Consider the following 12183-nt stretch of genomic DNA (forward strand, 5'->3'; position numbering starts at 1 on the left):
AGGATATCACGAAATACCTAAAATGTCTGTATTAAAACGCTCATAAGTTAGCTCAAATTGGATCACAAACGATATGCAAATGACAAAATATAACCTGAATCAAGGATATAAATGACAAAGTCGAATGTCATTCCTAACCTAAAACGCCGAACATATCCAAATAAAAAATAAATGGATAGAACAACGGATAGAATTTCGTACTACTTCTTCTGTCTCCTATGTAAATTAGTCAAAGAACTCTTGCAAATATAATCCCTCATCAGAGGAAAGCGACGGCAAAAGTAATACAAAAATAAATAACCACCAAATATTTGAATAAGAAAATGAAAGAAAAAAGATATTTAAAAACAAAATTGATGTAAATCAAAACAAAAAAAATAAAACACATTATTATATATAAGAGCACTGTATTTCGTCAACGCAACCGCTTTTTAACCACGGCAGGATTACCGGCAGCCATACAATCATCGGGTATATCGCGCACCACTACAGCACCTGCAGCAATGATACAGCGGGCTCCAATCGTCACTCCCGGGCATACCGTTACCCCTCCGCCGATCCATGTATCGTCGCCAATTGTTATGGATAAGCAGGTTTCTATAGGCTTTCGTCGCTCTTGAAAGTCCATCGGATGCTGCGCAGTGAAGAACCTACAGTCGGGACCTACCTTTACAAAGTTACCGAAAGATACCTTTCCGCCATCGAGAACGGTACAATTATAATTCAAAAACACATGCTCTCCCATCGCTATTCCTGTGCCATGATCGCAATGGAACGGCGGATTTATGCTCGAAGAAGTCGGTATACCCGGGATAAGCGCTTCGATTACAGCCCGATAATCGGGCGAATGGAGCGTCATGGTCTGCAACCTACGGCACAATTCATTGGCACGTTTCACACTTGCAAGTACTTCCTCATCGGCAAAGCAATACAGTTCTCCCGAGATCATTTTTTCGTATTCCGTCTTCATTCGCAATAGCTTTTGATGACAAAGTTACGAAATTTTTCGTACATTTGCCCTATCGAACAACCGAAGAAACAAGAAAAGACAACAGCACATGGCGCAAGGAGAACAGCTTACCAATAGCATTTCCGGCGCTACAGTTAAGGTCTATCGCTGATAGACAGACTCTCTATCGCAGATACACCATACGCCTATCGCCAATAAGAGCCCGAAAGAAATGAAACAGATACTACCTATACTCCTCGGATTGCTCTGTGGTATGCCGGCTACAGCGCAGACCTATGGCTACAACACGGGCTTCACACTCTCGCCGCATGCCTTTTGCGACACCATTCCCATCGAGATTATCGACGATCGGATATACCTCAATGCCACGATAAACGGCCGTCTGCAACGCTTATGTATAGACACCGGCAGCAGTCAGGGCACGGTTTATGAGGGAGAAAGCACCCGCTCGTATCGCGAATTGGGCAACATCGTGTCGCTCGATGCCAACGAACGTGCCGACACCGTGCGGGTGGTATCGCTGCCGCCCGTTACGTTCGGGCACATCACTCTTACCGATTATGTGGCCTCGGTGATGCCCCGACCGGCAATGAAAACCAAATGTGATGCCGTTATCGGTTTCGATCTCATCAACAAAGGCGTGTGCATGAAGCTCGATCTTCGCCGTAGAATGATGATACTCAGCACGGATAAGGATGCTTTCCGCGGCGAACAGGGCTATGAATTGAAGTATCGACTGAAGTGGTTCGTACCGTATGTTTACGTCAGTCCTTTCATGCGTCATACCGACGAGGTACTTTTCGACCTCGGATACAGGCAACTTTACACCATGAACAAGCAGAACTTCGACAAACATGTCTACAAAAGCAAGCAGGTAAACGCACAGGTCGAGGGCTTCGCCTACGGCAATCTCTCCATCGGGAGCTATGGTCCGGAGCACGAAGACGAGGTGGCTTTCCTCAATCTCGACCGTTTGAAATGGGGCAATTTCGCCTTTACAGACGTGAAAGCCATTACCACTCAAGGCGCTTCACGTATCGGAGCGCAGATATTGAAGTACGGTACGATAACCATCGATCCGTTTCGCAAGCGTATCATCTTCAGTCCCTATAACGGCAACGACACCGTTACGGTGGCCAATAAGCAGGTAAATATCGCCTATGTACCGCAGGACGACATGCCCACAGTGGGCCTTGTACGCAAAGAAAGTGCAGAGTATAAGGCCGGCTTACGGCAAGGCGACAGGATTATACGTATAAACAACGAACCCGTAACATCCTTCGAACAATTCGTAGCCTACCCGTTCGTTTCGGGCAGGCACTATAAATTGCACATCATCACCCGCAACGGAATGCAGCGAGAGGTATATATCAGCATCGATTAACAGTCGGTCTGCACGCGTTCATTCCCTCGTCTGCCACCGCTACACCGCCGGTTCGGCCGCTATTTCCCTTAATTTCGTAAGCAGCATATCGCGTTTTTGCCGGTTCGTGCCGTACATAATCATGCGGATAATGCCCTTTTTATCGATCAGAACCGTGGTGGGAAACGATTTTACCTTGAATATCTCGTTCAGCTGCCTGTCGGCTGCAACCTGCTTGAATTTGAACCCTTGGCGCGTTACAATATCCATTATTTCGTCTTTCTTATTATAGGTAACGGCAAGATACCGTGCGTCCGGCACCGCTGCGAGCCACTTGCTGATCTCCGGCATCTCCCGTATACAAGGCCCGCAGCCCGTGTACCAGAAGTTCAGAACCAACGGTTTGCCCGCCGTGTTGCCCTCTGTATAGCTGTTACCTTCTATATCTTTCACTTCGAAACGGGGCACTTTATCGCCCACTTTAGGACACTTGGGATCGATAGGCACCATAGTTCTCACAGGAAATCCCTCTTTCCCATCTTGCAACATTTTCCGTATGCCGTCGACATTTTGTACTCGTTCGGGCGGTACGGCATACTTCATATCGTCGGAAGTCAACGGTCTGTCGGCATTAATCACAAAGACTGCCAAGCCTTGTTCGCGGTTCGAATAGAGACGCATCGGCAAATATTCCACGCTGAAAGGGGCGAACTCGAAGTAAAAACCGTTCACCAAATAACGGCATTTTACTAAAGAGTCTGCCTTCTGTGCACGCCCTGTCGCCGACAGAACGCACAACAATAATGTAATGATATATATTCTTTTCATATTCAACCGGTAAAATGTACAGGCAATCGGTGTTTCCAAAACACGTAATTCAAAATACCTATGCACCTTTTTTAAAATACCTACGTAGGCTATTTCTTCAATGCAGCCTTAGCATTGGTTATCATTCGCTGCAATACAGCTGAGGGCTGTGGCTCTTCTTTGGCCTTTTGCAGGAATTTCTCATAACTTGTGTTCTGCCTGCCCGTATCGCCCAACGCCCCGTAAACCTGTCCCAGATTGTAATAAATGGTCATGTTGTCGGGATTATACTTCACGGCTTCTTCCCATTGTTCGGCTGCCGATTTATAATTTCCGCGCTTGGCGTCTGTCTCGCCCAGTGCCCTATGCGCGCCGAAAAGCATGCTCTTTTCCTGCGAAAGCATAGAAAGAGTTTCGTTAAGCGCCCCTGCTCCTTCGTCTGTAAAGCCCATTTCGATGCACAAAAGACCGTATCTGTAAAGCACACCCGCATTCTTACGGGCGCTCAGTTCTACCGCCTTCTTGTAATTTTCATAGGCTTCGGCCTGCTTTTTCAATTGCGACAAGCACATCGCAAGCGAATAATAATCCTCGAAAGTGCCGTCTCCGTTCCCGATCAGTTTCGCATATTCCCCTCTTGCACCCTCCCAATTCCGGCACATGAAGTGAGAGTTGGCAAGCTCTCTCTTTACAAATACGTTCGACGAGTCTCTCATATTGTACTGCAAGGTGAGCATTAAAGCCTTCTCAAAAAGCCCTTTAGCGTTGTAAGCCTTGGCCAGTTCCGCCGCTATTTCTCCGTCATAAGGATAACGTTTCACCAATGCAGCGCCGCAAACTATTTGCTCTTCGCCCAAAGCAAGGTGCTTATAGCAATAGAACTTCTCGCGAAAAGCCTTGTGCGAGAGCGTATCTTCCGCCATTACACCCAGCATTTCGAGACATCGGCGATAGTCTCCGCGCAGGTAATAGCAGTCGGCTATCTTCATCCGCAGACCGTCGGAATCATGCTCCATACGTGCTCTTTCGTAGCAATTCAGTGCTCCGAGCACGTCGAACTGTTCCATACAACTGTCGCCGAGATACTCCATATCGTGATTGTCTGCACCCGCTCGGGCACAGACAACACACATCATCAATAGGAAAACTGCCTTCCTCATGACCTTAATTAAGAGAGATTATTCCTTTTTCAGCGTAATATAGATGGTGTTATTCTTCTTGTTAACGGTCATAGATTCTATGCGATCCGGAGATAGCTCTTTCAACTGTTCCATCGCAACGGGCTTTCCGTCGACGATATATTTCGCTTTATCGAACCCGAGCGCAGCTTCTACCGACTTTCCATCGGTCGTCTTGCTGTCCGTAACATTACTTCTATCGGTCGTATTCGGCCCTCCGGCCTTCTCTGTTCCGTCCATTTTAAACGTTATCGGCACTACATATTTCACGTTAACAGGCTTTCCGTTCTGCTTACCCGGTGTCCATTTCGGCATACTTTGTACAACCCGTAGCGCTTCGGCATCGAGAGAAGGCGCCACAGATCGACTTATTTCGGCATTAGACACACTGCCATCCTTCCGTACAACGAAACTTACCGCAACTCTTCCTTGCAAATGAGCCTCATAGGCCTCCTTGGGATATTTGGTATTTGTACCGAGATATTGCATCAGAGCACTTGTCCCGCCCACGAATTGAGGCATTTCTTCCACGACTTCATATACTTTCGTTTCACCGTTTTGGACTGAATTCTGCGCATCCTCCGCAGGTGCAACACCGATATATCTATCATCAACCGCCGACGTATTGCTCTTTGCAACGCGCGAATGTACCTTCTTCTTTGCTTTCGTCTTCGGTTTACCGATCACAGTCTCCATATCTTCGAGACTGTTACCTACACTCCGTGCCACCGTTTCTATATTACTAACCACAAGAAGAGCCGCTGCCAATGGCACGAAAAGCAAGTATTTGGCCCTTCCGATTTCATGTGTACGACGTTTGTTCATCATTTTTATTCGTCTTTTAATGGGTAAAACATTGAAATTATTCGATATTGTAGCTACGTTCTTTTGATAGGTCAGCCCCAACAGATGGTACTGATACGCCTTCCGGTCGTTGCCCCGAGCAATGACGCTGCTATCGGCAAGGAACTCCAGATTTATTCTTATTTCGCGTTTGAGCAGCCATACAAAGGGATTAAACCAGCACACTACGGCGAACAGTTCGGCAAACAGCACGTCTAAAGAGTGCATCTGTCGGGCATGGGTGGTCTCATGAACGATGATTTCTTGCCGTTGAGCGGCGCTCTGTGCATCGGGATTGAGGAATATCCAGCCGAAGAACGAGAACGGACTGCCCTTTCCATCGACCACATACACGCGCACTCCGTCTATCGTCTGCACCTTGCAACGGTGCGCCAGCATGCAGATACTCGCGATCTGCCATACAAACCGGCCGGCAAGAAGTATCGTTATCGAGAGATAGATGGCCTGCACAAGTGCCGTCCATAAGAATGCAGGAGCCTCGGCCCGTACCGTTACCGTAGGCAGAACTACTTCGGCATAAGCATAGGCCATACTTACGGCAGACTCGTTCGACCGGATAAGCGCTTCTATATTGAGAAACGGGATGCACAGGGCTACGGCATAGATGCCGATGAGCATAGCCCTGCGCCAGCCGAAAAACGTGTCTTGCCCGAACAGAGCGCGGTAGAAGCCGTACAATATAATCAGGCTGACATTGACTTTAAGCAGATAAATTACCATCGTTCGTAATGTTTAAGTGTTCAGTTGCGTGCCCCTGTTTCTATTTCATCGATAATGTCTTGCAATTCTTCGGGGGATATTTTGTCTTCATGTGCAAAGAACGACACCATATCTTTGAACGAATTACGGAAGTAATCGTGTACAAATCCTGCCATAAAGTGGCGTTTATAGTCGGCCTCTTTCACGGCCGGAGCATACACGTATGTATTGCCTTTGCGCTCCTGAAGCACGTATTTCTTGCGCTTCAGGTTGTTCACAACCGAGGCGAGCGTGGTATACGGCGGCTGCGGATGGGGCATCGAAGCGAGTATTTCCTTTATGGTACAGCTGCCAAGTTGCCAGATATACTGCATTGCTTCTTCTTCTTGTATCGTCAATTTCTCCATTATTCCGTGTTTTAATGGGGCTTTTAAAGCGGTTAAACATTCTGCATAAAAAGAATATATCATATCCTTTCGATTGCAAATCTACGAAAATTTCGTAGACACGCAATAGCTTTAAGATTAAAAGTTGTTAACAGTATAAATATTTTTCTATGAATATAAAACCATTACGAAATTATCGTAAGTAAGATAAAAAGATAAATTATCAACGAAAAGAGGTAGCAATCCACTCTCAATCTCCCCTTTCTAAGGAGAGATGACTACAGGTATTGCACCAACAGAATGCCTGTTTATCGGCGACAGGCAGTACACCTAACGGTGACAAATGCACCGTTTAAGTCCGACAGACAATAGGTGTATCAGTAGCAGGTATTATTTTTCGCTATCGTTTATTGTGCTCTTCTTTTCACTTATCCAATACTTTCTTTCCCCTATCCCCTTGAACTAATATAAACGCAACGCACAATAAACCTACTCACTTTTACGATAAGCACCATACGGCAGGTTCGTTTGTCGATAATACGCAACTAAATTAGCAGATGTACCTGTTATCAATCCCCGCTCAATCTGCCCTTTCCAAGGGGAGACGCTTTTATTGACAACACATTAAAAAGATATACACTGATGGCTTTCCAAACAATACTCCTCCGCTTGCAAATAGGAAGGAGGAAGGGAATGAATGCTCCTTACTTCTTCAACAACCCCGACTCGATATCGCTGTTCTTCATGGTTCGGTTGATTTCTCTGTACTTCCGACCGTGCGAGAAACGCCATGTGAGCGTAAAAGACACCATATTTCCGATGTCTTGTTGATGTATCGAAGTGGTCTTGTTGACATACCTGTTGAGCAATTCCGTACGCATCGTGAGCGGATTGTGCTGCATGCAGTGCTGCCAATGCAGCGACAAATCGACGTTGCCCCATTTATACGTACCCGACACATAGTAGGCCGGGGCCTGATAGCCTTTGTTTTCGCCCTCCAACCAACGCCATCCGTTATCGATACTTGCCGCAAGTACGAACTTTCCGAGATAGGCATTGAGCCGCAAGGCAGTACTGAAACCTGTGTAATGGTGCTTGTAATCGTGGCCGTAGTTTAGGCAACGTATCACGCTGGCCGTCCATGCAGCCGTGAAAACCGACGGGATTATCTCGTATTGACCGTAGCTTTGCAAAAGCAACATATTGATGGCACGCTGGTTACTTCGTGCGAACACAAAGCCTGCAGAGATGCGTTCAATGCTCTGCATGATGCAGTTGTGATTGTTACGATAAAGCATCATCAGCTCCGAATAGAGGCGTTTGTCTTGATAAGACAGCGTGAATTGGTGCTCTAAACGGCTGTTGGAACGCAGACGGGGATTGCCTGCATTGATGTCCATTGCATTGACTTTCACGGCTACATCGGTCAGATACTGCGGACGGGGTGCATGGGGCGCGATGCTGAAATCGTACTTCGCCGTGAACACATTGAGGAAAGAATAAGACAAGGTGAACTTCGGACGCAGCAAATAATAGGTGTATCGGTCGGCTGCCTGACGGTAATAAATGCGACTCAGCCCCATGCCGAGCATGTAATTCAGGCCATACAGCCGGCCTTTAAGCTGGGTGTAGACGTAACAGTCGGCCGACTGTTCGCCCACGTGCTTGCTTATATCGCCCGTATAAGTATTCTCTACGTACTTCTGACGGTACTGCAAGCCGGCCGAGAAGGTAAACGGACGCAGCTTATTCTCATAGATTGCCTCCGACAGAAGCGAATAACTGTTGCCTTTTCCGCCGTATTCGTACACCCTATCTTCCTTATTATAATAGGTATAGGAGGAGCGGATATAAGTGCCCACCGCATTGGCCGTAAGGCTCTGATGGGCTCCCAACGCTACATGCCAATACAGGTCGAGGGCGGGAGACGACGATTTATCGGTACTGTTCAGTTCGGATATCGCCGACACACCGTTAAGCATACTCTGACGCATCTGCCTGTCTTCGGGCGTGCGGTCGGCATCTACCGTCAGTTTAGCCTGCAGCACGTAGCGATTGGAGTCGGCAATACTGTAGGTAAGTTGCAGATTATTGCCAAACGTTTTGTCTGTAGAAGACAGGTCGCGATGCCATCCGGAGTACACGCTCCCATCTTCTAACAAGTATCGGAAGGTCTCCTCTGACCGACGGCCGGTAAAGTTTCTGTAACCGAAAAAATAGCTTATGCCGAACTGGTGCTTGCCATAATTCAAGTCGGCATACGCCATATTGTTGCCAAGGCGCGCGGTTAAAGCCTGCGTGAGGTCGGCTCCGAGCGCATATCCCCGTACTGCACGCGCCGTAACGATATTGATAACGAAACCCACATTATCGCCGTAACGCACTCCCGGGCTGCGAATGTAATCTACATACTTAACGGCTTTCAGGTCGAGAGCCAACAGCTGTTCGCCCGAGGCAATAACATCATTGATGCGAACCTGTACTTCTCCCAGACTTCCATCTGCCGAAATGGTGTGCAACACCTCATCTACTTTAATGTTGGGCAGTGCCAATTTGCCAAGCAGACCGTAGGCCGAAGTAGACTTTTCCTTCTGTATTTGCGAGGGAAATATCTGCTGTCCGTCTATTTTATTAATAACATGTGCGCCATGCACCACCACTTCACCCAAGGTAACAGTGTCGGCCACGGTTGTCGGCTGCTGTCCGTAAAACGGCAACGCCATACCGATGGCGAGAATGAATAAAAGGGTTTTCTTCATCTTTGCATTCGTTTGTTGTTCCGAAAGCAAAGGTATAAGAATGATTATCGGCACAAGAAAATATTGTCTGACAACTGTCTGACATTTATCCGACATGCGTCTATAACACAATAAAAGGCACTGCAGGGCTTCTGCATTGCCTTTATTCGTATAGTATTACTTCAAAACTGCCGCACTGTCACCTAATCATATATGGCCTATTTCGCTATAGTGAGCTCGTAAGCCTTACCGCGTTCCACCGCTATCCGCACGTTGCTGTTATCCTCAATAACAGGTTTAAGGCGACGGATAAGGGTATATAACGTTTCTGCAGCATCGTCTTTCTTGGGCCAGAGCGCCTTGCAGATGTCCGATTTGGTCAGTCTATGATCGGCAGAATGCATGAACATCCGCATCAGTTGTTCCTGCATGGGCGTAAGTTTCAACGGTCTATGGCCGGTACCATAGAACTGTTGCTCGCCAAGAGCATACGAAAGACTGCCGAAAGAGAGCATGTTTTCGGTGCGACGGCGTATATATCGCATCGACAGGAACAGCCACAAAAAGCCCAAGAACGACAACACAAGCGGCAAACGCTGGTCGGACATGCCGAATACAGTCATAAAAGAACAGTTTGCATAGCTACGGAAAAGGATCGTACGATCGTTGTTTTTCCATGCCATCTGCCGGCTGCAAAGAACATTCTCCGTACCGGAAACATCGTAAGAGAGTATGGATTTGTCTTTCAACTGGGCAATGGAAAGGTGATTTCTATAGGCTTGAACGGTGTCGGGCGTAATCCATGAGTCGCGTTTCTCGGCCAAAGTCTGCGACAAGGCCTTGTTCATATCGGCAACGATCGATGCCTCTGCGAGCCGATAACTGCCGAAACTCGCCAAAAAAGACGACAATATAATTGCAAAAAACACCAGCACTGAATGGATAGGTTTCATAAGCTAAAGGTATTAAGTCGGCTACAAATATAGCGAATTATCGGCAAATAACCTACATTCAGCAGGCAAAAAACAAGCAAAAAGCACTGCTACGGTTGCGATATACCAAGGAAAAACGTATCTTTGCAGCAGGGTTTAACGCTCAAACACAACGCATATGAACAACGATATCTTTCTAAAAAACGTAGCTATACTATCGAAAGTCTCGGAAGAAGAGGAACGTGCAACGCCGGTAAAAGGCATTCCTCTGCCCTCCGTAGAGGCGCTTCGCGACATCGTGGAGTTAGTTAAAGTGATCGTATTCCCCGGGTTTTTCGACCGTAGACAGACCGATAGCAACATCAGATCATACCATATCGGCGTGAATATGGAACGTCTGTTTGCGCTGTTGCAGCAACAAATTTGCCTTGCTCTGCTCTCCGAAGAGGCGGAAAACGGCGGAACAGGCGAGAGAAATGCCAAAGAAATGGCCCTTCGCATCATAGACCGTCTGCCCGAGATCAAACGTCTACTCTACACAGATGTAGAGGCTATCTTCAACGATGATCCGTCTGTGAGCAACATCAGCGAGGTTATCTTCTGCTATCCGGTGGTGGAAGCGATGCTACACTATCGTGTCGCCCACGAAATACTGTCGATGGACGTGCCCGTGATACCGCGTATAATTACCGAACAGGCACATGCCAAGACCGGTATAGATATCCATCCCGGGGCACAGATAGGCGAGTTTTTCTCGATAGATCACGGTACAGGCGTGGTAATCGGGGAAACTTGCGTGATTGGAAACCACGTTACGTTGTATCAGGGAGTAACTTTAGGGGCGAAAAACTTCAAGTTAGACTCGATAGGTCGCCCGTTGAACGTTCCCAGACATCCGATTATCGAAGACAACGTAACCGTTTATTCCAACTCCACCCTGCTGGGACGCATCACGATAGGCCACGATACCGTTATCGGCGGCAATATCTGGGTTACGAACAGCGTACCCCCACACTCGAAAATACTGCAAAGCAAGGCGCTCGATGTATCGTTTACGGGCGGATTGGGGATATAAATAAGAAGACGAAAAAGTTAAAGCAGTTAAGGAAAACTGTGCCCGTGTCGGCACAAAGGTCAATACACATCAGTTATATATTCAGGGAACTAACGGTTTCGACCGCCTTAACTACTTTAACAAACCTAAATCCTAAAACAAAGCGACAACCGCTTTAATTTCTTTACCCGCTACGTTATTCTTCGGGAGCCTTATCGATCAAGTCCATAAACTGGTCGAGTTTCGGCGTTATGATAATCTGTGTACGGCGGTTACGTTGCCTGCCTACCTCCGTTCCATTGCTTGCTATAGGGTTGTATTCTCCACGACCTCCTGCCGTCAGACGTTTGGGATCTACGCCATAGTGGTTCTGTAGATACTGCACAACACTTGATGCTCGCAGGCATGAAAGGTCCCAATTGTTGCGGATATTCTCGCGACTGATAGGCACGTTATCGGTATTTCCTTCAATCAGAACATCATAGTCTTTGTAATCCATGATAATCTTAGCAATCTTACTAAGCGTGGTTTGCGCACGATCGTTGATCTCATACGAACCGCTCTTGTAAAGCATATTATCGGCCAACGATATATATACTACGCCTTTAAGGACTTGTACGTCAACTTCCTTTAACTCCTCTTTACTCAAGGAGCGGGTTAAATTGTTGGTAAGTACCATGTTTAAGGAGTCTGATTTGCTCTTTACCTCCACTAAATGGCGTATGTATTGGTTAGATTCGTTGATCTGATCGACGAGTTTGTCTATACTAACGTTGTTCTGATTGGCATTCGTCAAGCTTTTATCGAGCGAATTCTGCAACGCGGCATAGTCTCTTTTCTGTTGAGCCAACTGTTCTTCGAGCGACGAAACGCGCGCCTGTGAAGCGGCCAGCTGCTCTTTAGCAGTCTGATAACTATTGGTCAGCTCCCGATTTTCGTTCTGGCAATTCACCAAATCCTTCTTGCTTGCGCAACTTGAAACAAGCAGTACGCCCGAAAGAAGCATCGCTGAAAACACATATTTTCTCATCATATCGTTATAAGTTTTATGGTTACACATTATTGTTGCAAATATACAGATAAGACGGATAATAGGTTAAGATGTTATTTTGAATTAGAATAATTTAACCACACAGGCATGTATTTATCCGGAATTAACATGTACGACAGGCCTATTTTCCATACATTCGCA

10 protein-coding genes are annotated in these 12183 nt (G+C 46.8%); 2 read left to right on the forward strand and 8 right to left on the reverse strand.

Translation table 11 applies throughout. The annotated features are described in order from the left end of the window. Positions 1-415: 415 nt before the first annotated feature. Positions 416-970 carry a sugar O-acetyltransferase gene (locus tag BN3912_RS01090; protein ID WP_023983772.1) on the reverse strand — a complete coding sequence of 185 codons (555 nt, stop codon included), beginning with the start codon at positions 968-970 and terminating at the stop codon, positions 416-418. 211 nt (positions 971-1181) lie between these two features. On the opposite strand from BN3912_RS01090, the gene BN3912_RS01095 reads away from it, so the two are divergent. Then, positions 1182-2354 carry a pepsin/retropepsin-like aspartic protease family protein gene (locus tag BN3912_RS01095; RefSeq protein ID WP_023983773.1) on the forward strand — a complete coding sequence of 391 codons (1173 nt, stop codon included), beginning with the start codon at positions 1182-1184 and terminating at the stop codon, positions 2352-2354. Between the two features lie 39 nt (positions 2355-2393). Here the strand turns inward: BN3912_RS01095 and BN3912_RS01100 are convergent, their stop codons facing one another. From BN3912_RS01100 to BN3912_RS01125, 6 genes are all read right to left on the reverse strand, one after another. Next, positions 2394-3161, reverse strand: a complete 768-nt coding sequence (locus BN3912_RS01100; RefSeq protein ID WP_023983774.1) for a TlpA family protein disulfide reductase — start codon at positions 3159-3161, stop codon at positions 2394-2396. Between the two features lie 89 nt (positions 3162-3250). Continuing rightward, on the reverse strand, positions 3251-4300 hold the full coding sequence (locus tag BN3912_RS01105) for a tetratricopeptide repeat protein (RefSeq protein ID WP_023983775.1): 1050 nt from the start codon (positions 4298-4300) through the stop codon (positions 3251-3253). An 18-nt stretch (positions 4301-4318) separates the two neighbouring features. Then, a complete protein-coding gene (locus BN3912_RS01110) occupies positions 4319-5902 on the reverse strand; it encodes a M56 family metallopeptidase (protein ID WP_023983776.1) in 1584 nt (527 codons plus the stop codon). Positions 5903-5922: 20 nt separating this feature from the next. Then, entirely contained in the window at positions 5923-6288 is a 366-nt protein-coding gene (locus BN3912_RS01115; protein WP_023983777.1) for a BlaI/MecI/CopY family transcriptional regulator, read from the reverse strand. A gap of 683 nt (positions 6289-6971) precedes the next feature. Continuing rightward, the gene (locus tag BN3912_RS01120) at positions 6972-9026 is read right to left on the reverse strand and encodes a TonB-dependent receptor (RefSeq protein ID WP_023983778.1); all 2055 of its coding nucleotides are present in this window, start codon (positions 9024-9026) and stop codon (positions 6972-6974) included. A 197-nt stretch (positions 9027-9223) separates the two neighbouring features. Next, entirely contained in the window at positions 9224-9958 is a 735-nt protein-coding gene (locus BN3912_RS01125; RefSeq protein ID WP_023983779.1) for a helix-turn-helix domain-containing protein, read from the reverse strand. Positions 9959-10115: 157 nt separating this feature from the next. On the opposite strand from BN3912_RS01125, the gene BN3912_RS01130 reads away from it, so the two are divergent. Then, positions 10116-11012 (forward strand): serine O-acetyltransferase, encoded by an 897-nt coding sequence (locus BN3912_RS01130; protein WP_023983780.1) that lies wholly within the window; start codon positions 10116-10118, stop codon positions 11010-11012. Between the two features lie 175 nt (positions 11013-11187). On the opposite strand, the gene BN3912_RS01135 is transcribed toward BN3912_RS01130, so the two are convergent. Continuing rightward, positions 11188-12024 carry an OmpA family protein gene (locus BN3912_RS01135; protein WP_016665334.1) on the reverse strand — a complete coding sequence of 279 codons (837 nt, stop codon included), beginning with the start codon at positions 12022-12024 and terminating at the stop codon, positions 11188-11190. Positions 12025-12183 lie beyond the last annotated feature (159 nt).

Source organism: Prevotella phocaeensis, from assembly GCF_900065875.1.
Taxonomy (GTDB): Bacteria; Bacteroidota; Bacteroidia; order Bacteroidales; family Bacteroidaceae; genus Prevotella; species Prevotella phocaeensis.

Bases quoted from the DNA above. Each gene is read 5' to 3' on its own strand.
- BN3912_RS01090 (WP_023983772.1), bottom strand. From the start codon at position 970: ATGAAGACGGAATACGAAAAAATGATCTCGGGAGAACTGTATTGCTTT.
- BN3912_RS01095 (WP_023983773.1), top strand. From the start codon at position 1,182: ATGAAACAGATACTACCTATACTCCTCGGATTGCTCTGTGGTATGCCG.
- BN3912_RS01100 (WP_023983774.1), bottom strand. From the start codon at position 3,161: ATGAAAAGAATATATATCATTACATTATTGTTGTGCGTTCTGTCGGCG.
- BN3912_RS01105 (WP_023983775.1), bottom strand. From the start codon at position 4,300: ATGAGGAAGGCAGTTTTCCTATTGATGATGTGTGTTGTCTGTGCCCGA.
- BN3912_RS01110 (WP_023983776.1), bottom strand. From the start codon at position 5,902: ATGGTAATTTATCTGCTTAAAGTCAATGTCAGCCTGATTATATTGTAC.
- BN3912_RS01115 (WP_023983777.1), bottom strand. From the start codon at position 6,288: ATGGAGAAATTGACGATACAAGAAGAAGAAGCAATGCAGTATATCTGG.
- BN3912_RS01120 (WP_023983778.1), bottom strand. From the start codon at position 9,026: ATGAAGAAAACCCTTTTATTCATTCTCGCCATCGGTATGGCGTTGCCG.
- BN3912_RS01125 (WP_023983779.1), bottom strand. From the start codon at position 9,958: ATGAAACCTATCCATTCAGTGCTGGTGTTTTTTGCAATTATATTGTCG.
- BN3912_RS01130 (WP_023983780.1), top strand. From the start codon at position 10,116: ATGAACAACGATATCTTTCTAAAAAACGTAGCTATACTATCGAAAGTC.
- BN3912_RS01135 (WP_016665334.1), bottom strand. From the start codon at position 12,024: ATGATGAGAAAATATGTGTTTTCAGCGATGCTTCTTTCGGGCGTACTG.